This is a genomic window from Larsenimonas rhizosphaerae (assembly GCF_026240105.1).
GTDB lineage: Bacteria > Pseudomonadota > Gammaproteobacteria > Pseudomonadales > Halomonadaceae > Larsenimonas > Larsenimonas rhizosphaerae.
The window spans coordinates 1,093,937-1,118,237 of record NZ_JAPIVE010000001.1 but is presented as its reverse complement, the minus strand read 5'-3'; the positions used below and the strand labels follow the sequence as shown (position 1 = coordinate 1,118,237).

Here is a 24,301-nt window from a genome sequence, read left to right as displayed (position 1 = left end):
AAAGGAGTTTTTCAATGGCTTATCAGCTTCCTGAACTTCCGTATGCCTATAACGCGCTCGAGCCGCATTTCGACGCGATGACAATGGAAATTCATCACACCAAGCACCACAACACCTACGTGACCAACGTCAACGGCGCGCTGGAAAAGCTGCCGGAAGAACTTTCCGGTCTGCCCGTTGAAGAACTGGTGCAGAAAATTGGTGAAGTGCCGGAAGCACAGCGTACTGCTGTTCGTAACAACGGCGGCGGCCATGCCAATCACAGTCTGTTCTGGACGGTTCTGTCTCCGAACGGTGGTGGTGAGCCGACAGATGATGTGGCATCAGCCATCAAGGAAACCTTTGGCAGCTTTGAAGCCTTTCAGGAAAAGTTTGAAACGGCTGCGAAGGGTCGCTTCGGTTCCGGCTGGGCCTGGCTTGTCGTCAAGAATGGCAAGGTTGAAGTCATGTCCACTGCCAACCAGGATAGCCCGCTGATGACCGAGGAATTCGGCGGCGCAAGCGCTACGCCGATTCTGGGTCTGGATGTCTGGGAACATGCTTACTACCTGAACTATCAGAACCGTCGTCCGGACTACATCAAGGCGTTCTGGAGTCTGATCGATTGGGAAGAAGTTGAAAAACGCTATCAGGCTGCAAAATAACAGCGCTGACAGTATAAAAAACCCGGCTTCGGCCGGGTTTTTTCATGTCGGTGACTTGCCGGTAGTACGAGAGCGGCCTCCAGAGGATTTGCGCGTGCGGCGCCGCGTTCCCGTTGCTTTTTTCCCTGGCGGGGCTGGCAAGGCAGAGAAATCGGTAAACGACTGATTGCCCAGAGTCTCGATCAGTGGTGTGAGTTGCTCGACGAGCTGCGTCATGAAGCCCTGATAACCGGCTTCACGGCGGCTGATGGCATTAAGTTCCGCTTCCCAGCGAGCGGTCATGTCAGGCGTTGTCATGCTGGCAGGTAACTGGCTGACCAGTGCCTTGCCTGCCTCACTGGCTCGAATGGACTTGCCGTCCCGACGAAGAAAGCTGCGTTTGAACAACAGTTCGATGATGCTGGCCCGGGTGGCTTCGGTACCCAGTCCGTCGGTGTCACGAAGTACCTTTCGCAGTTCGGCATCCGTTACAAAGCGGGCAATATTGGTCATTGCTGACAGGAGCGAGGCATCGGTGAACGGGGCGGGTGCCTGCGTGGTCCTGTCGAGGCGCTCACCGCGCAGGCACCATAGTGTTGCCCCTTCTTTGATATCGTCCAGAGCGCCCGGGTTGGCCTGAGTGCCGCTGTTCGGCGTCTCCTGTGTAGTTTCCTTTTGAAACAGGGCCTTCCAGCCTGCGGTCTGCCAGATACGCTCGTTGGCCACGAATGTACCGCCTTCGATACGCAATTCAATACGGGTATCCTGAAAGCACCAGGCTGGATGGAACTGTGCAATGTACTGTCGGGCGATCAATTCAAAAAGTCGCTGCTCGGCCTGACTCAATTTATCGGCATCCAGTGCGCGGCCAGTGGGAATGATGGCGTGATGCGCACCCACCTGGCGTGTATTCCACGCCTTGCTTTCCCTGCTGCTATCTGCCCCCTTGAGTGCGTCACGAAGCGATGGTGCACTGCCGGCCAGCGATGCCAGAATGCCGGGCGCATTCCCGTGTTGATCCTTTGGCAGGTAGCGACAGTCCGAGCGGGGATAAGTAATCAGGGTATGACGTTCATACAGTGCCTGACAGGTATCCAGTACCTGTTGCGCGCTCATGCCGAAGCGCTTTGCAGCGTCGATCTGCAGGGTGGATAGATTATAAGGCAGCGGCGGCCCCTGCCGTTTCTGCTTGCGATCCACACCGGATACGGTGGCGGGCTGGTTGGTAATGGTGGTAGCCACATGGTCAGCCAGTCTGGCCGAAAGAACACGGCCCTCTTCATCGCACCAGGCCTCACAGGCCTCGCTGGGCTGCCATCGCGCACGAAAGGCTTCGGCACGGCCCTGGGCCATGGCCATGCACGCATCCACCTCGAAATAATCATGAGGTGAAAAAGACGCGATGGAGGCATCTCGTTGTACTACCAGGGCGAGCAGGGGGGTCTGAACCCGTCCGATCGATAGTACTCCCTGATAGCCCGCCTGTCGGCCCTTTAGCGTGCAAAGACGTGTCATGTTGATGCCGTACAGCCAGTCGGCACGGCTGCGGGCCAGCGCGGATACCGACAGGGGGATGAACTCGCTGTTGGGACGCAGGGCCTTGAGGGCGCGGGTGATGGCGGCTGGCGTCAGATCGCTGACCAGTAGCCGCTGAACCTGTTGCTGCCGGGCAGCGCCAAGTCTGAAGGTACTGATGACTTCATCGACCAGCAACTGACCTTCGCGGTCGGGGTCTCCGGCATGTACCAGCTGATCCGATTCCTTTGCCAGTTTTTTGATCAGGCTCAGCTGCTTGCGTGCATCGGCACGGGGCTTGAGTTGCCATTGATCGGGAATAATGGGCAGATGTTCCAGATGCCAGCGCTTGTAACGCGGGTCGTAGGCCTCCGGCTCGGCCTGCTCGAGCAGATGCCCGAAACACCAGGTGACCCGGGTGTCTCCGCAATCGATATAGCCATCCTGGCGACGGCCACTGCCCGGCAGGGCCTGGGCGATGGCTCGCGCAAGGCTGGGTTTTTCGGCAATAATCAGGCGCATGAGAAAAGTCTGTTTATTTGTACAGTGTCATGGTACCTGCAGAGGGCGAGAGCCGTCGAGACTGATCAGCCCAGAATACGGCGCGCTCTGACCAGCGCCCGGTACCACCGCCGCGGGCGCTTGCCCGTGACCGGAGGCCTGTGGGTCAGCAGGCTGACCTGTGGGCGATCATTGCTGTGCGAGCCGGCAATCATGTTCAGCGTTGCTTCACGGGCCTGATAGTGCTCGATGAGGAACTCAATGGCACCATCATCGAGTGGAACTCCGTAGTGGCGCACCAGTGCCAGGGCCAGTGACTCTGCCGAGCGTGACAGGTCCGATTCAATGCTCTTGACCATTGCCACGCCGAGCGCAGCCTTGGTCGCTGCCGACAGGTTGGGTTCGAGTTGACCGAAATAGGCTGCATTGGTCGCATTGATGGCACGTTGCACTTCAGGACGGGATAAATAAATGTGCGGTTCCAGCGCCAGTGCAATATCAATGGCAAAGCGTTTCAGTGTATCGGCGCCATGATCAAGCAGGGTTTCCCGGCTGTAGGGCGTATGGCGTGGATGCCCCCAGTGACGTATCGGCAAGGTCTTGAGATGTCTGGCCAGTACCTTGCAGACCTGGGCCTTGGCCGCGTCGTCCAGGTGAATGGTGTCTTCACGGATGCGCAGGCCGCGTCGTCCTCGGCCGGTACGAAGAGTGGTTTCCGTATCGCTGTTGGCGCGTTCCCAGCGCTCGGACAGTTTCAAGAGCTGCGCGTGGCTTCGCCCGGCGTTTTCGTAGGCGTCCTGAACGGATTTGAACAGTTTCATTGCATTGGCAAGAATATCGGACCGTTCACGTATCCGGTTGCGTAGCTGCCCCTTGTCCGGTGATTTCTCGAATCGGCGCGCATCGCTGACAATCTGATCGGCCAGCGCGTCCATGGCCTCTCTGGACCGTGCAACCAGTACATCAGCGCGAAGTCCGGAGGCGGCATCTTCCACCAGCGTGACCGATTGCTCGGCCAGATAGACAGCCAGTGCCTTGACACGTGACAGCCCGGTTGCCTGGGCGATGCGGTAACGGGCACGTGCGTGCTCAAGCTGGTCCAGGGCCCGTGCCAGATGCCACTGCCCCCGATACTCGAATGTCAGCATGGTAATCGAGCGACCACTGATCAGTTCGAAGGCCAGAATCAGCATCTCCTCCACGTCCTGAAGGGTCATCAGCAGGTCGTTGTCCTGCTCGATGGCCGCCATGATACGCTCGATGAAGTTCTCGTCCCGAGCGACCCCGAGGTGCAGGTTGGGTGCCACGCCTTCGAACCTGTCTCGCAGAAGTCCGATGACTTCCGGAGCCAGTTCCATTTGTTCATGAAGCTGTGGTTCGATGGTTTCCCGGTGCAGGGCATTCAGATCCCGGATGCGGGCATACATGCCAACGCGACGGTAGACATCGATACGGGAGATGATCTGCGCAGAATCCGGGTCGTTCAGCAGTTCAAGTGCCGCGAGTTCGACGCCTTCCGGCGACAGGTCCTGCTTTCGCAGTAGCATGGCCGCCGCTTCCCGTCGACGCGCATCGCCGTCCAGACTCTCGACGATCAGGTTGCGGGTCGACAGGATCAGTTCCGGCAGGACATCAATGACGCGGGCTATCTTGGCTTCGGTACGCTCATACTGACGGCCTCGGGTCAGGTTATGTACCAGGTTTGCCAGAATACCGGCAACCCCGGTGATCACCGTATACGAGATAAAGAAGATATAGTTGTCAATGGTGGGCGCCTTGCCGTAGCCCATCAGATAGCCGCCCCAGGCGCCAATCAGGGTTACCGGGCCGGCAGTCCAGAGAATCTGCATCAAACTGATGGACCAGGGCACCTTTTCGACAGCGCTGGTGATGCGACGAATCTCGTCGCGACCCTGCCGTTCGAGATTGATCGAACTGCCGGAAGTATCGCGTTGGTCGCGTCGTTTGAAAACCGGAAGAGGCAACACAGTAAACCTGCTGAGCGAGGGATGTATCGGGGGCGCTATACTACCGTTTCGGTATGGTCCGGAGAAAGCGTCTTCGGCGGTAAATCAGCCCCTTACAGGCTGATTATCGGCCGTAACCATGACAAGTGAAGTACACGTGATCAAATATCAATGACAGGGATGCAGGGAGCCGTTGATGCTGGCAGGGTGGGTTGATCAGTTACTCGGGTTTGCCGACAGGGCGCGGGCCACGATTCAGAGCAGTGAGCAGTATCCGGAGTTGATCCGGTGGGCGCGTAATGAAGGGGCTTCATTACTGGGTGAGGATCTGGCACTGGCGCAGGCGCTGACACCACAGCTGTGGAACCAGATGCCGCTGGTCCGGTGTAACTATTCCCCCGAACCACTGGCCGAGCCCGATCCACTGGAGCCTTGCTGGTGTGATTCCGGCAGGCGGTATCGCGATTGCTGTGGTGCCGTGGTGGTGCCGGGCCCGATTCCTTCGAACCTGATGTGGATGCTGGCACTCAAGGAATGGCGCGGCGAGCGACTGCGCCAGGCCCTTGACGCTGGCAAGGCCCCACCGCAGGCGCTGCTGGAGGCCGCTATCATCAGTGCCGAAACCGGGCAGCTTGGCCGTGCTCAGCGCATTCTGGAGGCCTTTTTCCGTCTGGAAGACTGGAGCGCTGTGCCGGAGGCATCCGAGCCGGCCTTCGAACTGCTGACGGATGTGTACCAGGAGCGGGGCTTTACGCGCAAGAAGGCTGACTTTGTGGATCAGGTGGTCGATAGAGGCCCACCGTTTCTCAAGGGCGCAGCGCTTGAGCGTATCTGCCTGGCCTTCATTGATGCCGATAATCTGGCAGATGCCCGTGCCGCCTTCTTGCGGGCCTTGAAAACCATTCCCGATGCACCGTCGCTGGCCTATATCGAAACCATGCTGTTATTGCATGAAGGCCGCAGGGAAGAGGCTGGCAGCCGTGCTGATTTCTGGTTGAGACGATTATCACGTCGGCCGGATATCGATCCTGACTACATCGGCTTTCTGGAAGTGCTGGCTGATGATCCGGTGGCAGCACTGGCAGAGCAGATGGTCAATTCGGAAGAAGAGCTGGCCGAGCCGCTGGCGATCCTGCAGGACATGCTGGAGGAGTTGCCCACGGCTGAGCCATTGGACTATGAATACAATATCGAAGGGCGGCTTGAGTACCATGTATCCGAGCGTCACGAGGATGACTACACCCGGTGGCAGGACTTCTTCGGTATTCAGGAATCCCAGGACAGTATTCACGAATCCGTGACCGATCCCTGGCCCAACGCGCAGGAATGGCTGGGAGAGCTGTGCCAGCACCCCCGCTGGCTGGACTCTCCCATGGTGCTTCAGGAGCTTGCCATGGCGCTGGCCGTGCGTTTTGGCAACCTTCCCTGGATGATACCCGCCTTTTTCGTGCCGATCGCCACGCGCCTGGATACCTGGCTTGCGCCGGTGGAGGCCGCCAATGAGTCATTTCTGTGGCAGGACGGGGATAACGAAGTGCTCTTCAGGCTTGGCCTGTCACTGGTAATCGGCATGGAGCGCGGAGATGTGATGCGCTCCAGAACACTGGCTCAGCGGCTGTTGAGGCTGGACCGAGATGATAACCTCGGGCTTCGAGAGCTGTTGCTGGAGCAATTGCTTCGTGAGGGCGACAACGAACAGGCGCTGGCCATGGTTGAAGCCCTGTCCGATGACGAGCAGCACTGGCCGGGTCTGACCATCGGCAAGGCACTGGTCATGTATCGGCTGGGTCGTCTGGACGATGCCGAGCAGAGCATCATGGCGGTGCACCGTTACAACGAACACCTGCCGGGTCTGATGATGCAGGCCAGCCCTCGGCGGGAAGTGCACGCCGACAATGTGCCGGAACCCGGATCACGAGGCGAAGCCTGGCAGTATCGCGTTCTGATGCGTGATCAATGGGTATCTACTCCCGGGGCCATCGACTTTCTGAAACAGGTCATGCGTCGCCTTCGCTAGCGCGTTCTGAGCAGCCTGAACCAGCCGGACAGCGCATTGCGCAGCCGAGGCTTTTCACTTAGATGAATGGAGTCGATACAGTCTGCAATCGGGTCCGGCGAGCGTCGCCGGACCGGCGCTGTAAATACGCCGCGCGTGACACGCGCGGCATAGCCCAGCAATTCAGGTGACTTGCTGGGAACCGGACCGATCAGCCGCTGCTCACCGCGAGCAACCTCCATCAGCGCCTTGTACTTCTCGCGTCCAAAACGGCCTGTCAGCCCGTAGCACATCGCCAGCACGCCGCCGATGGCCCGCTCGGTATGGCTGGGACGATGGGGCGGTGTGAAGGACACTCCCCGGGTCACCAGCGTACCTGCCTGTCGGCGGTCCTTCTTCCAGTACCCCAGATTGCTGTCGAGAAGAGTGCCCTCGAAAAAAATACCGTTTTTAAGGCGTTGGGCACCATTGACGTGGGTAAAGGGCATGATGATGACATCTTCCAGTTCAGCGCCTTCCTCGACATAGCAACCGGTTTCCAGTACGCATCGGCTGTGTAGCCAGGCGCCCTTTTCCACGTGAGACACGGGCCCCATGAAACCGTGATCCAGCACGGAAATGTCCGGTGTTGCCGTACCCGCCGAGCCCCAGAGTCCATCAAGGATCAATGTTCCGTGGGGAGCGACCGGCTGTGAAGTACTCAGCACGCTCATGGTCAGTTCATGATAATGCGACAGCGACGCCAGCAGAGAAGGGCCAAGCATCAGATTTTCCCGTAGCGCTGACCAGCGCAGACGATTGAGCGCCGGGTCCTGAGGGCCCCTGGCGATCACAACGGGAGCATGCAATACCGGGTGATCGATCCACTCTCGTTCCAGCAGTACATCACCCCGAACCACCAGGCAGGGATAAACGATGCGACCGCCAAGGCGCAGCATGTGTTCCCTGGGCTCCCGCTCGCCGATTACCGGATAAAGTCGAATGGGAATGCCCCACCGATCGTCCTGGTGGCACACGGCCCGGAACCATTCGGGGGACCGCCCGTATAATACAGTGGCCGTCTGTACATCGGGGTGGTCGGCCAGCATGTCCAGATTACGTTCAAGAATGCTTCTCCCTGCCAGGGGAAGCAGGGCGGGAGGGTAACGCTGATCCATCGGCGCCATTTCCTGTCCCATTCGATCTGCCAGTATCACAACCTGCATGGGGTAGCTCTCTCTGTTATGGGAACTCAGTAGGCACCGCGGCCCTTGAGTACGGCCGGAACGGTTCTGAACAGCAGTTTGACGTCCTCACGGATGCCCTGGCGGTGAAGGTAAAAAAGATCCAGGTTGATCTGTTCTTCAAAGGACAGGTCCGAGCGGCCGGATACCTGCCACAGACCGGTCAGCCCCGGGCGGGCATCAAGTCGCATTCGGGCGCGTGCCTGATAAAGTGCGACCTCCCGGGGCAGTGCCGGGCGCGGCCCGACCAGCGCCATGTCACCCTTGAGGATGTTCCAGAGTTGAGGCACCTCGTCGATCGAAAACTTGCGAATAAACCGCCCGGGTCGTGTAACCCGTGGGTCGCTTTTCATCTTGAACAGTACATTGCCTTCGGATTCGTTACGGGCCTGAAGCTCGCGCAGACGTTCTTCCGCGTCGATGTACATCGAGCGGAATTTCCACATCTTGAAGGTCTTTCCACCCTTGCCGACACGCACCTGGTTGAAGAAGATCGGCCCACGTGAATTGACCTTGATCCAGCAGGCCACGAACAGAAGCAACGGGCTTGCCAGTCCGAGAATGAACACTGACATGCCAATGTCCATCAGGCGCCGCAGCCTGGGGCCATACCAGCGCCGGAAATGCCACCAGCTGCGCCGCCGCAGTGAGCGCAATCGATACATCAGTGGGTAATTGCCTTCCAGATAATTGGCGAGCCGCTTGTTGGTATGGCGTCCGTATCGGGTAATGCTGAGCAAAAACAGAGGGTTGCCCAGCACATAGCGGCGCCACATGCGGCCGGGCTCCTGCAGGAGACGCCAGCTCCATTCCATGCCGATCCGTCTCAGCCACAGGGGCGCTCTGGATACACGATCGGCATTGAAATCAAACAGGCCACCGACTCCCATGGCGAGTTTCACATTCAAACGGTGCCGATGTTTCTGCAGCCACAGTTCCTGGCGTGGTACGCCGAGCGCGACACACAAGAGATCCGGCCTGGCCGCATTGATCTTGTCGATGACCTGATCGGTACCGACGGTTCCAAAGAAGCCGTGCTGAACACCGACAATCTTCAGGGTCGGAAACTGCTTTTTGAGCTTGAACTGCATTTTTTCCGCAACGCCTGGAGAGGCGCCCAGCAGAAACAGGCGCAATCCTTCCTCGGCCATGCGTTCACAGATCAGCGGAAATAGATCCGTACCATTGAGGTTGGCCTTGAGGGTTGTGCCTACTCGTTTGCAGGCAATTGCCACGCCACTGCCATCCGGCAGGATCATGTTGGCGTTCAGAAGGGCCTGATAGTACTTGGGATGATTCTGTGCCACGTTGGCGCAGTGAGCATTGATGAAATGTACCGTGGCACTGGTATGAGGAGAGCGCATGTAGTTCATGAGCTGCTCCAGAGCCGTTTCCCGATCGATGTTGACGAAGGGAATACCCAGCACCGTGACCGTTGGGCAGGCCATCGGGGACGTTTTTTCCTGCCAGCTGGATGCGTGAGACAGGCTCATCGAGTCTCTCCTGCATTGATGCGTTTACGCTGAAAGTGTCCGATGACACCCTGGGCAATTTTTTCCAGAAACAGATAAATGCGTTTGGGTATGGTGCCAAGCAGCAGTGCCGCACCAGTGGTTGCCAGCGTACGTCCCGGTTCATCCAGCCAGATCCCTGGCCAGCTTCTGGTCGCTCTGGTGATATAACGCAGGGCAAACGAGCCATCGCGCAGGCGAATCGCCTGACGCGCCAGATAGCGAAGCTGATATGCCTGAGCCCTGGGATACCATTCCTTGATGAATTCGGGTGCGTAGTGCCGAGTATGCTCGACAATGCTTTGCCAGGAGGCGTACTGCTGGTCCAGCGAGGAAGAAAGCCCGCCGGCATTGAGGCGGTACAGGGTCAGCGGCTGGTTGATGCCTTCAATGCGCCATGTTGTCTGAAGCGCAACTCGTACCCAGCACTCGATGTCTTCACTGCGCCGAAGGCGCTCATCGAAATAGCACACCGCATTTTTTTCACCGCTGATATCCGCCCGATAGGCGATGCCCTCCAGTGCTTCCCGACGAAGTACCGGTGCTGACCCGTTACCCACCGGGTTGCGACAGAAAAGATAGCCGGCAGTAATATTGGTGAGCTGTGGCATCTGGTAGTAGTTCATGGGATGGCCTCCGGCATCAATGAAGGCAGAACGCGAAAAGGACAGACCAACGTCCGGGCCATGTTCAAAATGAGCCAGATGCCGAGCCAGCTTTTCCGGCATCCAGATATCATCCGAATCGATAAAGGCCATGAAGCGGCCACGGGCTTCACGAATGCCGGTATTGCGTGCTCCGGCCAGACCACGGTTGACAGGATGAGTCACGATGCGAATGCGCGAGTCGTCATACTGCTCACAGATCCGGCGGCTGCCATCGTTACCCAGATCGTCGATGATCAGCAGTTCGAAATCACCCAGCGTTTGCGCCAGTACACTGTCGATGGCTTCAGCAACAAAGGCCTCTACGTTGTAAATCGGCATGATGACGGAAAACAGGGGAGTCATGGCTTGTGCACCTCGGTGGCCAATGGCAGCGTTAATCGTTTTTGGGTGATGATGCAGGCCGGTATGGCCGCCAGCGTGGCACTCACCAGAATGCCGGTAGCGATGCCGTTAAGCCCCCAGGGCATGCCGCAGGCCATGCCGGTGGCGAACAGCACCGTGGTCATGATCTGCAGCTTGAGATCCAGCCCGGGGAGGCCGGCAGCGCGCAGCCCCTGAGCGCAGGTATCCAGCACGATGCGCGGCAGGGCCGACAGACAGATCAGAATCAAGACCGGCAAGGCACCTCGCTCCAGCCAGTCCGCGCCAAACAGGATCGGAACATAAATAGGTGCTAATAAACATTGTGCAAGAATGATCGGTACGGCAAAGCGGGCAAAAAGCCACATTCCCTGTCGCATTTTGACGCCTTGGACGGCCTTGTCCTCGGCACACAGGTGGGGGAAAAGGGCGGTCGAATAAGCGCGTAGCAAACCCATGCTGAGCCCCAGACCTGCATTGAAGGCGAAGTAGTAAATGCCCAGCACATCCATGCTGAACAGGAGGCCGATCAGCAGATAATCCATGTGCTGGCGCAATACATTGACCAGCTCGATACTGATCATCGGTAACGAGTAACGGGTCAGGGCGGGAGGTATCCGCCATTCGGAAGGCCGAGTGGGTGTCCAGTCATCGGCGCGGCGATAGACCCAGGTCCAGTAGGGTGCCATCAGCAGCTTTGGCAATACCAGCGCCCAAACGCCCGCACCCGCGACGGCCAGTACGGCAATCAACAGGGCTTCACCAATGCTTTGTCCCATTTCGGCCCTGGCAACCACATTAAGCCGGTTGGCGCGCAGCACGCGAGCTGCCTGAATCGTGCCGGGGGGCAGGCATAAAAAACTCAGTGACAGCAGGGCAATGGGCCAGAAAAGAGCGGGGTCATAGACCTGGCTTACTCCCCATCCAACCAGTACCTGAACCAGCATCAGGGCCACACAGATCAGCCAGTTCAGCCGATAGGCATGCTGGCACAGGCGTTCCAGTCGCTCCCTGGGCGCCTGCACCAGTGCCGGTACCACAGCAGAATTGGTGAAGGCATGCATCAGTTCATGCACGGTCAGCACGATGGCGGCCAGCCCAAAGGCTTCCGGCATAAGAAGGCGCGCTGCCGCCAGCGTTGCCGCCAGGCGGGCTATGCGGTGAATGCCCTGAGTCATCGCCATCCAGAGCATATTGCCTGCAAACCGATTACCGGCCAGCCGGTCTTTAAGGGCCATTTTCAGGCGGCTATAAATCACCATCCGGGATGTCCTTTGCAAGGGCCTTTTTGCCCGGCGGGCTGTTGGCGTAAAGGGCTTCAAGCGTGTGTGCCAGCGTTTCCCAGCGGTATCGGGTCTGCAGGCGCTGATGGCCTGCCTGTCCCAGACGTCGACTCAATGCCGGGTCGTCAAGCAGGGCCAGAATGTGTTCGGCCAGGTCACTTCCGTCTATACGGCCGAGCAGGCCACCTTCTTGATGGCCGATGACTTCCCTAAGTACCGGCAAGTCCAGTGCTACAACCGGTTTGCTGAAGTGCCAGGCTTCCAGATACACCACGCCGAGCCCTTCAAGCAGTGAAGGCACACATAGCAGGGTGCATGCGGCCAGGGCAGAGGCCTTTGCTTCCTGACTCGGTGCCACGATGCGAATCAGGCGCGGGTCATCACTGTGATCGGCATTCAGCCGACACTCCCCCTCCGGGCCCATCATCACGACTCGAAGCTCTGGTACGCTTTTCCACAGTGTCTCCAGCGCATCATGCAGGAAGTGGACTCCCTTATGATTTTCATGACGGCCCAGAAAAAGCAGGATCGGCCGGTCGCCGAGGTCATGTTCCTGTCGGAATGCCCTGGCGTCGTGGATCGGTGACAACAGGGTGGAAACCGGCAGCACATGGGTTTTCTCCGGTATTGCTCCCTGTTCAATCAGCCAGTCCCGTTCGAAATTCGTGAGCGTAATACACCCATCTGCGCGCCGATAAAGCCGTTTGAAGCGTGGCGTGGTCCAGGCGGACGGCACGCCCACGTCACCACACAAGGGGGTCAGGAAGAAGGCGGTACCGGTCTCACGAGCACAGTCTGCTGCCAGCTCGGCCAGACCGGTCAGGCCGTTATAGATGTAGTGAACGATGTCATGTTGGGCAGCCAGTGCCATCAGCTCGGCTCGAAGGGCCTGTTTCATCAATCGGGTATATAGCGGCCTGGCCCATCGGTGATGCTCGACCCGCCTGCCCAGCAGGCGAAGGCCCAATTGGTAGGATGGCGGGGCATGAAGCCTGATAACCGGTGGCCCCTGCGGATCCCGAATAATCGGCGTGTTCTCGCCCAGAGCCACCTCAAGCGATGTGCCGGCCTGTTGAGATACACAGGCGACGCTGGCGGACAGGGTACGGGTGTAGCGTAACAATTCACGGGTATGCAGCTCCGCGCCGCCCACGGCGGGCCAATAGCGCGGGATGATGAACAGCACCTTGCGAAGGGAAGTCATGAGGATGCTCCTGCTTCCTGGTGGGCCTTGCCGATCAGCATCAGGCCCGGCCAGATCAGATAGGCGAGTATTTCCAGGTTCTCGCCAAAGGAATACACCACCAGCAGTCCCACCATGATCAAGCCACTGCGAGCGATCGGGTAGCGCGGGGCGTGATACAACAGATGCAAAAAGCTCAGGGCCATGGGGACGGCCAGTGCGTAAAACCCCACGATGCCCTTGACGAACAGCAGGCCGTACCAGCTGTGGTGGGAGCCGATCGGCATGTACTCCACCAGATGTGGTCCGCGCTCCACCACACCATGACCCCAGGTGGGTGCCTCGGTCTTCCAGCGATGAACGGCGATGCGTCCCAGGGCCGCCCGGACCCGGGTTGAATCGGCCCGGGAGTTCTTGAAGCCCGTGATGAAGGCGTCCACGGCATTGATGATGGTTTCCCCGACAAATCCCAGAAACAGGGTGGCGCCGCTGATACTGAACCAGAGTCCTGGTCTTGACAGGCGAGTCAGAAAAAACTGGCCGGCAATGATCAGGACAATGGCGACCAGGGCCATGCGTGACCCGGACATCAAAATCATCAAAATGCTGCCGAACATTCCGATGGCCTTCCAGCGTCGATCGGTTTCCATCAGGGCAAACACGAAGTAGATATTGGCCACAAACCCCACCGCGGGTGCCCAGGGGGTAAACAGGCGCCATCGGGGGAGGCCGGACCCCGGGTCTATTTCATAAAGTGACAGGGCAAAGAATTCAGGCCCGGGCCCGCCAATGGCCTTCAGCGGCGAGACGTAGGGAGTATGGGGAAGGCCTGCCGCCCAGGCTCCGACAAATACCGGCAACAGCAGGATGGTGTAAAGACATACCTTCATGCTGGCCCGTACGATGATTTCAGGGCGTACCGGCAGACAGCCCAGAAGCGGAAACACGGCCAGCAAGGCCCATCCCTTGGCCCAGCCGATCGAGGACTTGATGGTAAGGCCTGTACTGAGCCCGTTGAGCATGTGGCCCATCAACAGGGCCACTTCCATGACCAGCATGCCCAGTATCCAGCCCCAGATGGGCCAGGCAATGCGCGGGAAATGCGCCTGATGCCGAAGGCACTTGAGAACGAAATAGCCCAGCAATGACCATGACATGACCGGAGCAAGCACATAAAGCCCGCCAACGACATAAATGGGATAGGTCGCGGTGATCGACCACCAGATTACTCGCTCTTCCGTAGTTTCCGGATATACGGTTTTCGAATCCATAGAAGCACAAGTCCAATCGTGGCAAAGAAAGAGGACCCGATGGCCCCCAGCATGGCGAGCTTCTTGCCCAGCTTGTCCGGGCTGTCCGGTGCCACCGGGGCGGACAGCAACTGCAGCATGGGATAACTGGTAAAGGGGTCGATCTTGCCGATATCAATCTTGGCAAGTGCGGTGGTATAGACGGCAGCGGCTACCTGTTGCTGGCGCATCAATGCCTGAAGTTGCGCTGCATCGGCCATCGAGCCGTTGATCTTTTCCTCGCGCCTGGCATGGGCCTCGATGAAGCTTTCACGCTGGCTGGCAAGCCCCTTGATCTTGATCTCCAGCTCAACGATGCGCTGAATCATGGCCTCCTGGGTTCCCCGGTTACCGGCACTGACGATGGCTCGAAAATCTCCCATGGACAGGGTCGGGGAGAGCAGTATTCGTGCGCGGCTGAACAGGGCCTGAGTGAGGGCATCCACGCCGGCCTGACTGGTCATGACTTCCGGATGGCGATCACCCCATTTCCCCGCCTGTTCGGTCAGGACGGCCTGAGCCTTGGTGCGCTCGGTCAGCAGCGACTGGAAGCTGGCGTCACGCTGCAGCAGCATGGCCTGGCTGGCGGCGTCGCCGTCAATGCCCAGCCGGGCCATCAGTGTCTGGCGCTGGATTCGGGTCGCCTTGAGCTCTGCCGTGGTCTGTTCGATTTTCTCTTTCAGGGTTTCTATCGCCAGTGTCATGGACTGAAACTGATCCATCGAGATCAGACGCGAGTTCTTTTGAAAATCCAGTAACTCCTGCTGGGAGGTGTCCAGCGTACGCTCATAGGTCTCGATCGATAGACGGGATGCGTTTTCCCGCGTGGCAAACTCATCGCGCCGTAAATGCTCAAGCGTGGCTCGAAACGCTGCAAAATGCGCCTCTGCCTTGGCCAGTGCCTGTTCGGCCGTATCACCGGAAATACTGAAATCGATCAATGCTGTCTGATCCACCAGTTTGATCTTGAGTGATGAAAACGCCTCGGTGCTCATGTTGCTGCGCCGTGCTGCATCAATAATGACCGGGTCGCTGGTAGCAATGGCCTGGTAATTGACCTTGGGGTCTACCGACGTATTGGTATAGGGCGAGCTGGACTGGGAGCTGGCCTGCCCGATGCTTTCCAGGCTGACGGCCAGCCCCGCGCCACTGCCGGGCAGAATAATGACCCAGCGCGTGGTGTACTGAACCGGTGACTTTGCAATCACGATACTGGCGAGAATACCGATAGCTGCCCAGACAGAGATCAGAATGCCGAGATAAATGGCCAGCCGACGGGCCCGGCGCATGTTTGATCCGTAGGCCAGCCAGCGCCATATCCAGCCGCTGATCCTTTTGTGTAGCGTGATTTTCCTGAGCCATCGTCGCATGGGTAGTTTCCGCACTAAAACAGACTGAACGGAACGACGATTTCCGTCAGCACTTTAGCGATATCGCGCAAATTGGTGACGCCCGAGTCATAGCAGCTCAGGGTGTCGCCCGGCATGAGCCAGGGGTTGATGCCGGCATCATTCGAGTGGGCCATCAGCGCATCGGAGTTGCGTGACAGGATGACCGGTTTCCGGGTCATCGGGTTTTCGCTGATCAGAACGATATTACGGTTACCCGAGGTCGTCTGAATGCCGCCGATGCAGTTGGCCTTGATTGCCGCCTGCAGCAGGCGAGTGCCATAGGGGAATGCCATGGCATCTTCCCCGAGATTTGAATTGCCGTTGCTTGAGGCCGGCTGGGTCAGGTTCGAGGCAAAGATCTTGATCCCCGGCAGGGTAATGGGCATGGGCCGCATCAGGGATGACGAAAAATGCCCCGTGCTGCCAATGACCAGTCGATCACCGTCGCGCAGGAAGGGGTCGATCACCCGAGTGCCATCAATGAAACCGGCCAGGTCCAGAGAATAGGGTATGTCGTTGCGAATCAGGACCACGCGGGTAATGTCGGCATCCGGACGGATGCCACCGGCAGCCGCCAGTGCGTTCGAAAGCCGGCGACCGGTGCCGGCTTCACCGGAAGCGACACTCTGGCGTTCACTACGGTCCAGTGCAGAACGGGCGCTGATATCCACCCGGCCGGGGTTGAACACGGCGCCCTCGACACGCACGCTGATCGGCGCCCAGCTATGAAGCTGAACCGTCACATAGGCAAGCCCTGAGCGAAACATGCCTTCCGATTCCAGTTGGTGACGAATGGCTTCGGCAAGTTCAGGCGCACTTTTGCCGACCGCCTCTATCGGGGTCAGCCATGGCAGTCGCAACCGGCCATCGTGATCGATCTCGTAGCGGCCGTTGAAGTTATCGCCTGCTGCCACGGTAATGGTAATACGATCCCCCGCCGACAGGCGCTGAGCGTTGAGCTGTTCAAGCCGAGCGGGCCGGGAGGGAATCTGCTCCACTTCACTGGACCATAGGCGGCTATGTTGCCAATGATCCTTCGGCGACACGCTGGCCCGGTCCACGGGAGTGCATCCCCCCAGTATCATCGCCATCAGTGCCAGGAGGATGGGCACGTAGCGGGCATTCATGGGTGAGCTCGCAGGGAAGATTCCTGCAACTCGTCCGGACGCGTCACGACACCAGTGAGCAGGTACTTGCGATCGAAATAAATATCAAAGTGTTCAAAAAGCCGCAGTGATTCCAGGGTGCGTGTCAGCGCTTCGGAAGGTTCCAGCAGTGTCAGGGGGGCGGGGGCCAGCAGGGAATGAATGGCCACCATGGCCGAGAGGCCATCGGCATCAATACGGGTAATGGGCCGTGCATCCAGATAGATGCGGGTAGCAAGCACCGAGGGATTACAGCCCAGGTAATCGGAGATCATGGCCCTGAACGTACGCGCATCATCACCGGTAAACTGCTCGGGTGGTACCAGGAGAGTGTTGTTATCGTCCAGAGAAAATATATATCGCATGGGGTGGCCTCATGAGAGACGTAGCGGTAGCTACGGGTCCGAGACACAGCATGCTGGATTTTCCATTTAAGTATTCTAATGAAAAAGGGCCGAATGTTGAGGTTGTTCGGGTGACGCGGAAGCTTCAGGTGCGCGGCACGCTGTCCTTGATCATGATCAACAGCCACAGTCCAGGCAGGGCTACAAGCGTACAGACCAGAAAGAACCCGTCCCAGCCTGCTGCCTGGGCGAGATAGCCGCTCGGTGCAGCAATGACCACGCGTGGCAGTCCCATGATGGAGGACAGCAGGGCATATTGACCGGCGGTAAATCGCTTGTCGGTCAGTGAGGCCATGAAGGCTGCAAAGGCCGCTGTGCCCATGCCGGCTGCCAGATTTTCAAAGCTCACTACTCCGGCCAGCCAGGCAATATCGTGGCCCTGATGGTTGAGCACGATAAAACCGGCTGTCGAGAGCATTTGCAGCACACCAAACACGACCAGCGAGCGATAGATTCCCCACCGCATGATCAACAGGCCGCCAATGAAAATACCTCCCAGCAGGGGCCAGAGGCCGAAAATCTTGACCGTGGCACCGATTTCGGCGTTGGAAAACCCGATGCTCTTGTAAAAGGGCGTGGTGAGGTTGCCCGCGACCGAATCCCCAAGCTTGTATAGAAGGATAAGCAGCAGCAGCGCCCATGCCTTTGGGCGGGCCATGAAGTTGACGAGCGGGTCGATGAATATCTGATGCAGATGGCGTCTTTCAAGTGGGGCAGCGGCTTCCGGTTCGGGGGCCCAGAGTGTGACCAGCATTGCCACTGCCAGACAGCCTGCCATCAGCAGGTATGTTGATGTGAAGCCGATCACGTCAGCCAGCATCAGCCCGCCGCCGGAAGCCAGAAGCATGCCGATGCGATAGCCATACACGTAAAAGCCCGAGCCCAGTCCCAGTTCATTGTCGGGCAGATGCTCACGGCGATAGGCATCAATCACGATGTCCTGGGTGGCACTTAAAAAGCTGACTGCCAACGCGATCAGCCCGACCAGCAGCGGCGTCACGGCGGGGTTGGACAGCGCCAGCATCACCAGCATGCCGACCAGGGCGGCCTGTGTCAGAAACAGCCAGCCGCGACGGCGACCAAGAAAGGGCAGCGAAAAGCGATCAAGCAGCGGTGCCCAGGCAAACTTCAGCGTATAAGGCAGTCCGATCAGCGCCAGCAAGCCGACATTCTCAAGAGAGATGCCGGCATCGGTCATCCATGCCTGCAGTACACTACCAGTCAGCAGCAGTGGCAGCCCGGACGCGAACCCCATTAAAAAGGTAATGGCATGACGGCGAAAAATGCCCAGATGCTTGCTGAACCCGACCAATGCAGACTCTCTTTTCAGGGATGGAGGAAACGGCTGATGCGCAGGACGTGCAAAGGTCGCACGTCACTCACGCTGGCGCAAGCAGGCTGTTCGGCCGCGGTTTTTCCAGATGGCGGACAGGCTACGGCAGCATCAGGCGGCAAATGATCATATTGGCATAAAAAAGCAGCCTCAAGGCATGGTCTGGCATCGAAAGGTGGCTGAAGCCGTGCCATTATTGCCACCGTGATGATCAACACCCGTCGGCTCTGTCGCCGTCATCATCATGACCGCAGCCAGAGGTCTCTTTTCAATAACATGGCAATCTCGCATTACGCAGCGAGTCAGAGCTCACAAGAAGTTCATTTTCAACTGAAGGTACTGCATGTCACTCATAACGTCCCATCACATTGTCGGTTTTCATTATGTATTGCGTGATGAAAACGGGCAGGTCATTGATGATTCCTGTCAACGCGAGAAACCCCTGTATTATCTCCATGGCCACGGCAATATCATGCCGGCGCTTGAAGAGGCCATGACAGGGCGTACCCCGGGAGACCGGTTCGAGCTTGAGCTGTCGCCTGCCCAGGCCTATGGCGAGCGTAATGAAGCGCTGACGCAAACGGTTTCGCGGGGGGCCTTTGGTGCCAGCGAACTCGAGCCCGGCATGCGGTTTCAGGCCAATGGTCCGGATGGGCCGCGGACGGTGACCGTGGTCAGCATCGATCAGGACAACGTGACCGTCGATGCCAATCATCCCTTGGCAGGCAGGGCATTGAATTACAGTGTCGAAATCCTCGATATTCGTGATGCAACCCGCGCCGAGCTGGCCAAGGGGCACCCGCTGGAGCCCGGCGTTTCCCACAGCGAAGTGGAAGATCGCAAGCAGTAATCAACGAATGACCCACCATTGATTGTTCCAGGCCTGCATGACCCGTTCCGGGTACCAGGTCTGGCCCAGGCTGCCGTTGTAGCGGGCAAGTGCATCAGTCATGTCGCCTTTTTCAGTGCTCAGGTAATGGGCCAGAATGGTACAGCCATAGGCGAGGTTGGTCTGTGGGTCGAACAGATCGTCTTCCGGCTTGCCAATGATCTTCTTCCAGAATGGCATCACCTGCATCAGCCCGATGGCACCTGCCGGCGACACTGCCCTGGCATCAAATCGACTTTCCACCTGAATGACGGCCATCACCAGCTCCGGTGACAGCCCCGCACGGGTTGCTGCCTGCATGACCTTTTCAAGCAGGGGGCGGCGCATGGTTTTCGTGGTAATGAACCGGCCCAGTCGATAGTCCATGTCCAGCCACCAGACCTGCGCATCAAAGGGGTCATTGATGCCGGCACGGGCGGAGGGTGAGTCGCTGTAGGTGGTCAGTTCGGAGGGGGAAGAAGCGTCAAGGGCTGGCAGGGTGGGTGGCGTCCAGGCCCCCGCGGGGGCCTGGACCAGCAACAGTACAAGTCCAACAGCCGTTCTAGCGACCCAGCTGCTGGCGCAGCTGATCCACCAGTGCGTCAACCGGCACCATGGTGGAGTCACTGTCCTTTCTTCCCTTGTACTCGTATTCGCCATTCTTGAGACCTCGATCGCCGATGACTACGCGATGAGGGATGCCCATGAGCTCCAGATCGGCAAACTTGTTGCCGGGCCGAAGATCACGATCATCCAGCAGGACATCAACGCCTGCCTCGACCAGCTGGTTATACAGCGTCTCGGCAGCCTCGCGCACATTGGGGAACTTGTGCGCGTTCATTGGCACCAGCGCGACTTCAAACGGTGCCAGCGCTTCTGGCCAGATAATGCCCTGTTCATCGTGGTTCTGTTCGATGGCGGCGGCCACGATACGGGTAATGCCAATGCCGTAGCAGCCCATCGACATGGGGACGGTCTTGCCATTCTCATCCAGGACGGTGGCATTCATGGCCCTGGAGTATTTCTGCCCCAGCTGGAAGACATGCCCGACTTCAATACCCCGAACGATGGACAGGGTGCCCTGGCCATCCGGCGCAGTATCGCCCTCTACCACATTCCGAATATCGGCTACCTCAGGCAGCGGCAGATCCCGTTCCCAGTTGATACCGAAGTAGTGTTCGCCTTCCTGGTTGGCTCCCGCGACAAAGTCGGAAATGACCGCCACATCCCGGTCAATAACGACCGGCATGGGCAGATCTACAGGCCCAATGGAGCCAAATCCGGCACCGATGGCATCACGGACTTCTTCATCGCTTGCCATGGTCAGCGGGGCGCGAACAAGCGGGAGGTGCTCGGCCTTGACCTCGTTGAGCTCGTGGTCACCACGAACCACCAGCGCGACCAGTCCTTCTTTACCATGAACAATCAGGGTCTTGACGGTTTTTTCGATGGCGACATCGTGCTGTTCAACCAGCGCCTTGATGGTCTTGGCGTTGGGTGTGGGCACTTTGCGCAGCGTTTCGCTACCGTCAGGGCGTGTTTGTTCGGGGTCGCCTGCCGTGGCCTTTTCAAGGTTGGCTGCGTAGTCGGAGCCACTTGCAAAGGCGATGGCATCTTCGCCGGAATCGGCCAGTACGTGGAATTCATGGGACCCTTCACCGCCAATCGAGCCGTTGTCGGCGATCACCGCACGAAAGTCCAGACCCAGCCGAGTGAAGATACGGATGTAGGCGTCGTACATGCGTTGGTAGGTTGCCTGAAGCGATGCCTGATCCAGGTGGAAGGAGTAGGCGTCCTTCATGATGAATTCCCTGGAACGCATGACGCCAAAGCGCGGGCGGATTTCGTCCCGGAACTTGGTCTGAATCTGGAAGAAATTGACCGGCAACTGCTTGTAGGAACGCAGCTCGCGACGGCACAGGTCGGTAATGACCTCTTCGTGGGTGGGACCGATGCAAAAATCGCGCTGGTGGCGATCCTTGACGCGGAGCAGTTCAGGGCCGTATTGCTCCCAGCGACCTGATTCCTGCCACAGCTCGCCTGGTTGTACCGCGGGCATTAAAACTTCCTGAGCGCCTGCACGGGTCATTTCCTCACGGACGATACGCTCAACCTTGCGAAGTGTGCGCACGCCCATCGGTAGCCAGGTATACAGCCCGGAAGCAAGCCTGCGAATCATGCCGGCTCGCAGCATCAGCTGGTGGCTGACTACCTCGGCGTCTGCCGGTGTTTCCTTGAGGGTCGAAATCAGCAGTTCAGTGGCGCGCATCAGCCCGCATCCTTTTCATTAAGTAGTTGAAAGCCAGCAATCTGGATGCGGGCATTGTACGGTTTAACCTGCGCCCCGGCAAAGCGGGGCGCAGGGCTCAGGCGCTGATATCGCGCAGGTCAATGACGCGGTCGTGGAAGGCATTCAGGCTGGCGCGGTGAGCGATGCTGATGAGCGTCGTCCGGGGGAGCTGTTCCTTTATCAAGGCATAAAGGTGTTGCTCGGTATCAAGGTCCAGCGCGGAACTGGATTCATCCAGAAACAGCCAGTCGGGCTGTTTTAAAAGTGCGCGGGCAAAGGCCAGTCGCTGCTGCTCGCCGGGTGACAGCAGGTGGGCCCAGTGCCGTTCGCTGTGTAGCTGGTCCTCAAGCTTTTCAAGCCGACACTGGCGCAGCAGCGCCCTGAGGGCATCATCATCGTGATCGCTGTGCCGGTCCGGATAGCTCAGTACATCTCTTAACGTGCCAATCGGTAGATAGGGTGTCTGAGGCAGAAACAATTGTGATGTACCGGCCTTTACGGTGCCGGACCACCAGGGCCAGATCCCTGCCAGCGTTCTGAACAGTACACTCTTGCCGCTGCCTGAAGGGGCGTGGATCAGGGTATGCTCGCCGGCGTTGAATGTGAGGCTGTCGATATTCAGCAAGCGTGTGCCATCGGGTACCCTGAGCACTACCTGATGAAGCTCGATGTGATTCGTCGTTTCGTGAGTATAGTGCTGTCCGTCACGTTCGCCGGGTGGTACCAGGTTATCCATGTTTTCATTCATGGTGGTAAGTCGGTCAACGACGGAGCGCCAGGCCGCCAGACTGGCGTAATTATCGACAAACCAGCTCAGTGCATCCTGCACGCGGCCAAAGGCGCTGACGACACGCATCAACCCGCCCAGCTGCATGGCTCCACTGAAATAGGCTGGTGCTGCAATCAGCATGGGGAAAATGATGGCAATCTGACTGTAGGCGGATGTAAAACCGATCAGTCGCTTTTGGGTGCGCATGATGCGCCAGAAGTTCTGCCAGACCATGTTGAAGCGCCCACGAAGCAGGCTCTTCTCGGTTTCTTCAGCTCCATAAAGTGCTACTCGCTCGGAGTTTTCCCGCAGGCGAGCCATCGAAAAACGAAAATCGGCTTCGTAACGCTGCTGGGTGAAGTTGAGGCGAATCAACCGCCGACCGACATAATGCGTCAGGATGCTGCCGAGACCGGCGTACAGCAGGGCGGCCCACAGCATGAAACCAGGGATGTCGACATGCAGCGGGCCAATATCAAAGGCCACGGCCTGCGACAGGGTCCAGAGAATGACTGAAAAACTGACCAGCGATACGACCGACCGCAGCAGGCCGATGGTGAGGTTCAGTGTGGCGTCCGTGAAGCGATCTATGTCTTCTGAAATACGCTGGTCAGGGTTATCTGATTCCTCGTGGCGCATTTCCATCAGGTAATACGCGTGACCATCCAGCCAGCGGTCGAAATAGACGTTGGTAAGCCAGCGGCGCCAGCGAATCTGCAGGATGGAGGTGACGTAGTACTGGTATACCGCGGCAATGATATAGATCGTGGCCAGAATCGAGAATTCCCCGATCAGGTGCCAGAAGGCATCCAGATCCTTGTCCTGAATGGCGTTATAAAATTCGCCGCTCCATCGGTTCAACAGAACCGTCAGATAGACGCTCCCCAGAGTCAGCGTCAGAATCAGGATCAGAAACCCCCAGGCACTCCATTTTTCCTCGGAGCGCCAGTAGGGTTTGGTCAGCGCCCATACCTTGGCGAGAAAGTGATCATGCTTGCGGGTAGGGAGCGGTGATGACACAAACAGAATCTCCAGGGCAAGGCAGTAAACCTGCAGTTGATGGGTAATGGTTGTCGATAGGAAAAACAGAACCGCCAAAGGTTCCCTGAATTATTATTTGTTCGACGGGCCGTTGTCTCTCGGCGTGGAAAACGCACTCAGCATGCCGCGCAGCAATGACAGTTCCTTTTTGCTGGGCTGGGCGCGAATGTAAAAGGCATGCAGCCGCTCAAGCGTGCGTGAGTGTGGCTGATTATGAAAGCCGGCATCTTCAAGGGTGTGATCAAGATGTTGCAAAAAGGCCTGAAGCTGCTGCTGTGTAGGGCGCGTGGACTGTACCGGCGCAGGAGCGCTGTACTGATTTTCCGGGTTCTTGCGCCAGACAGTGAACAGTTCATGGGCACATACCTGAACGGCCTGGGCAAGGTTCAGGATAGGGTAGTCCGGTGCAGCAGGAAGCGTCATTTGATGCGTGCAGCACTGAATTTCTTCATTCGTGAGCCCGAAACGCTCTCGGCCAAAGACCAGTGCGACCGGGGCGCTGGCTGCCTGCGTCATGACGTGTTCGGCCATCTCGTCTGGTTCACAGAAATGAGGCAGGGGCATGTTTCTAAGGCGTGCACTGGCCCCAATCACGCTGACACACTCTCCAACGGCCTCATCCAGTGTGTCCACCACTCGAGCATTTTCCAGTACATCCGTGGCACCGGCCGCCATGGCGGTGGCTTCATCATCTGGAAAACGACGCGGAGCCACCAGGATGAGTCGGCTCAGTCCCATGGTTTTCATGGCGCGTGCAGCCGCGCCGATATTGCCGGGATGGAAGGTTTGAACAAGCACAATCTGGATATTGGAAAGCATGCGATGGCCGGAGATTAAACAGTCGGAAAAAGAGGGTCGTATCAAGGGGGGTCAGCTTATAGAAGAATGGACGAGAAGGCCACGCGCATAAAAAAGCCCCGCATGCGCGGGGCTTCTTATCA

General features: G+C 58.2%; 19 protein-coding genes. 3 read left to right on the top strand and 16 right to left on the bottom strand.

Going from position 1 to position 24,301, the window contains the following annotated elements; translation table 11 throughout:
• The first annotated feature begins 14 nt into the window (after positions 1–14).
• The gene (locus OQ287_RS05200) at positions 15–644 is read left to right on the top strand and encodes a superoxide dismutase (RefSeq protein ID WP_265895759.1); all 630 of its coding nucleotides are present in this window, start codon (positions 15–17) and stop codon (positions 642–644) included.
• 42 nt (positions 645–686) lie between these two features.
• On the opposite strand, the gene OQ287_RS05195 is transcribed toward OQ287_RS05200, so the two are convergent.
• Together OQ287_RS05195 and OQ287_RS05190 are read right to left on the bottom strand one after the other, a co-directional pair.
• Positions 687–2,660 (bottom strand): DNA topoisomerase III, encoded by a 1,974-nt coding sequence (locus tag OQ287_RS05195; protein ID WP_265895758.1) that lies wholly within the window; start codon positions 2,658–2,660, stop codon positions 687–689.
• A gap of 65 nt (positions 2,661–2,725) precedes the next feature.
• Positions 2,726–4,627, bottom strand: a complete 1,902-nt coding sequence (locus OQ287_RS05190; RefSeq protein ID WP_250937346.1) for a hypothetical protein — start codon at positions 4,625–4,627, stop codon at positions 2,726–2,728.
• A gap of 175 nt (positions 4,628–4,802) precedes the next feature.
• On the opposite strand from OQ287_RS05190, the gene OQ287_RS05185 reads away from it, so the two are divergent.
• Positions 4,803–6,623: an SEC-C metal-binding domain-containing protein gene (locus tag OQ287_RS05185; protein WP_265895757.1), complete on the top strand. Its 1,821-nt coding sequence runs from the start codon at positions 4,803–4,805 to the stop codon at positions 6,621–6,623.
• On the opposite strand, the gene OQ287_RS05180 is transcribed toward OQ287_RS05185, so the two are convergent.
• From OQ287_RS05180 to OQ287_RS05135, 10 genes are all read right to left on the bottom strand, one after another.
• On the bottom strand, positions 6,620–7,807 hold the full coding sequence (locus tag OQ287_RS05180) for a hypothetical protein (RefSeq protein ID WP_250937342.1): 1,188 nt from the start codon (positions 7,805–7,807) through the stop codon (positions 6,620–6,622). The two genes, OQ287_RS05185 and OQ287_RS05180, sit on opposite strands and share 4 nt — an antisense overlap.
• 26 nt (positions 7,808–7,833) lie before the next feature.
• Positions 7,834–9,318: a WecB/TagA/CpsF family glycosyltransferase gene (locus OQ287_RS05175; RefSeq protein WP_250937340.1), complete on the bottom strand. Its 1,485-nt coding sequence runs from the start codon at positions 9,316–9,318 to the stop codon at positions 7,834–7,836.
• Positions 9,315–10,346: a glycosyltransferase family 2 protein gene (locus OQ287_RS05170; RefSeq protein ID WP_250937339.1), complete on the bottom strand. Its 1,032-nt coding sequence runs from the start codon at positions 10,344–10,346 to the stop codon at positions 9,315–9,317. The genes OQ287_RS05175 and OQ287_RS05170 overlap by 4 nt, the downstream gene beginning before the upstream one ends.
• On the bottom strand, positions 10,343–11,626 hold the full coding sequence (locus tag OQ287_RS05165) for an oligosaccharide flippase family protein (RefSeq protein ID WP_265895756.1): 1,284 nt from the start codon (positions 11,624–11,626) through the stop codon (positions 10,343–10,345). The genes OQ287_RS05170 and OQ287_RS05165 overlap by 4 nt, the downstream gene beginning before the upstream one ends.
• On the bottom strand, positions 11,613–12,851 hold the full coding sequence (locus tag OQ287_RS05160) for a glycosyltransferase family 4 protein (protein ID WP_265895755.1): 1,239 nt from the start codon (positions 12,849–12,851) through the stop codon (positions 11,613–11,615). The genes OQ287_RS05165 and OQ287_RS05160 overlap by 14 nt, the downstream gene beginning before the upstream one ends.
• On the bottom strand, positions 12,848–14,101 hold the full coding sequence (locus OQ287_RS05155; RefSeq protein WP_250937336.1) for an O-antigen ligase domain-containing protein: 1,254 nt from the start codon (positions 14,099–14,101) through the stop codon (positions 12,848–12,850). The genes OQ287_RS05160 and OQ287_RS05155 overlap by 4 nt, the downstream gene beginning before the upstream one ends.
• Positions 14,056–15,408: a GumC family protein gene (locus tag OQ287_RS05150; protein ID WP_265895754.1), complete on the bottom strand. Its 1,353-nt coding sequence runs from the start codon at positions 15,406–15,408 to the stop codon at positions 14,056–14,058. The genes OQ287_RS05155 and OQ287_RS05150 overlap by 46 nt, the downstream gene beginning before the upstream one ends.
• A 95-nt stretch (positions 15,409–15,503) precedes the next feature.
• Positions 15,504–16,637 carry a polysaccharide biosynthesis/export family protein gene (locus OQ287_RS05145; protein ID WP_250937334.1) on the bottom strand — a complete coding sequence of 378 codons (1,134 nt, stop codon included), beginning with the start codon at positions 16,635–16,637 and terminating at the stop codon, positions 15,504–15,506.
• Entirely contained in the window at positions 16,634–17,020 is a 387-nt protein-coding gene (locus tag OQ287_RS05140; RefSeq protein ID WP_250937332.1) for a hypothetical protein, read from the bottom strand. The genes OQ287_RS05145 and OQ287_RS05140 overlap by 4 nt, the downstream gene beginning before the upstream one ends.
• A gap of 124 nt (positions 17,021–17,144) precedes the next feature.
• Positions 17,145–18,371, bottom strand: coding sequence for an AmpG family muropeptide MFS transporter (locus tag OQ287_RS05135; RefSeq protein WP_265895753.1), 1,227 nt, complete (start codon positions 18,369–18,371; stop codon positions 17,145–17,147).
• A gap of 364 nt (positions 18,372–18,735) precedes the next feature.
• On the opposite strand from OQ287_RS05135, the gene OQ287_RS05130 reads away from it, so the two are divergent.
• The gene (locus OQ287_RS05130) at positions 18,736–19,242 is read left to right on the top strand and encodes an FKBP-type peptidyl-prolyl cis-trans isomerase (RefSeq protein WP_250937327.1); all 507 of its coding nucleotides are present in this window, start codon (positions 18,736–18,738) and stop codon (positions 19,240–19,242) included.
• Here the strand turns inward: OQ287_RS05130 and OQ287_RS05125 are convergent, their stop codons facing one another.
• The 4 genes from OQ287_RS05125 to OQ287_RS05110 all read right to left on the bottom strand — a co-directional run bounded on the left by OQ287_RS05125 (position 19,243) and on the right by OQ287_RS05110 (position 24,179).
• On the bottom strand, positions 19,243–19,887 hold the full coding sequence (locus OQ287_RS05125) for a lytic transglycosylase domain-containing protein (protein ID WP_322974099.1): 645 nt from the start codon (positions 19,885–19,887) through the stop codon (positions 19,243–19,245).
• Complete coding sequence (locus OQ287_RS05120; RefSeq protein WP_265895752.1) at positions 19,823–21,529, bottom strand: proline--tRNA ligase; 1,707 nt, start codon at positions 21,527–21,529, stop codon at positions 19,823–19,825. The genes OQ287_RS05125 and OQ287_RS05120 overlap by 65 nt, the downstream gene beginning before the upstream one ends.
• Before the next feature lie 97 nt (positions 21,530–21,626).
• Positions 21,627–23,339, bottom strand: coding sequence for an ABC transporter ATP-binding protein/permease (locus tag OQ287_RS05115; RefSeq protein WP_265895751.1), 1,713 nt, complete (start codon positions 23,337–23,339; stop codon positions 21,627–21,629).
• 93 nt (positions 23,340–23,432) lie between these two features.
• Positions 23,433–24,179: an RNA methyltransferase gene (locus OQ287_RS05110; RefSeq protein WP_250937324.1), complete on the bottom strand. Its 747-nt coding sequence runs from the start codon at positions 24,177–24,179 to the stop codon at positions 23,433–23,435.
• Positions 24,180–24,301 lie beyond the last annotated feature (122 nt).

Bases quoted from the DNA above. Each gene is read 5' to 3' on its own strand.
- OQ287_RS05200 (WP_265895759.1), top strand. From the start codon at position 15: ATGGCTTATCAGCTTCCTGAACTTCCGTATGCCTATAACGCGCTCGAG.
- OQ287_RS05145 (WP_250937334.1), bottom strand. From the start codon at position 16,637: ATGAATGCCCGCTACGTGCCCATCCTCCTGGCACTGATGGCGATGATA.
- OQ287_RS05160 (WP_265895755.1), bottom strand. From the start codon at position 12,851: ATGACTTCCCTTCGCAAGGTGCTGTTCATCATCCCGCGCTATTGGCCC.
- OQ287_RS05165 (WP_265895756.1), bottom strand. From the start codon at position 11,626: ATGGTGATTTATAGCCGCCTGAAAATGGCCCTTAAAGACCGGCTGGCC.
- OQ287_RS05175 (WP_250937340.1), bottom strand. From the start codon at position 9,318: ATGAGCCTGTCTCACGCATCCAGCTGGCAGGAAAAAACGTCCCCGATG.
- OQ287_RS05140 (WP_250937332.1), bottom strand. From the start codon at position 17,020: ATGCGATATATATTTTCTCTGGACGATAACAACACTCTCCTGGTACCA.
- OQ287_RS05120 (WP_265895752.1), bottom strand. From the start codon at position 21,529: ATGCGCGCCACTGAACTGCTGATTTCGACCCTCAAGGAAACACCGGCA.
- OQ287_RS05130 (WP_250937327.1), top strand. From the start codon at position 18,736: ATGTCACTCATAACGTCCCATCACATTGTCGGTTTTCATTATGTATTG.
- OQ287_RS05185 (WP_265895757.1), top strand. From the start codon at position 4,803: ATGCTGGCAGGGTGGGTTGATCAGTTACTCGGGTTTGCCGACAGGGCG.
- OQ287_RS05170 (WP_250937339.1), bottom strand. From the start codon at position 10,346: ATGACTCCCCTGTTTTCCGTCATCATGCCGATTTACAACGTAGAGGCC.
- OQ287_RS05195 (WP_265895758.1), bottom strand. From the start codon at position 2,660: ATGCGCCTGATTATTGCCGAAAAACCCAGCCTTGCGCGAGCCATCGCC.
- OQ287_RS05150 (WP_265895754.1), bottom strand. From the start codon at position 15,408: ATGCGCCGGGCCCGTCGGCTGGCCATTTATCTCGGCATTCTGATCTCT.
- OQ287_RS05110 (WP_250937324.1), bottom strand. From the start codon at position 24,179: ATGCTTTCCAATATCCAGATTGTGCTTGTTCAAACCTTCCATCCCGGC.
- OQ287_RS05180 (WP_250937342.1), bottom strand. From the start codon at position 7,807: ATGCAGGTTGTGATACTGGCAGATCGAATGGGACAGGAAATGGCGCCG.
- OQ287_RS05155 (WP_250937336.1), bottom strand. From the start codon at position 14,101: ATGGATTCGAAAACCGTATATCCGGAAACTACGGAAGAGCGAGTAATC.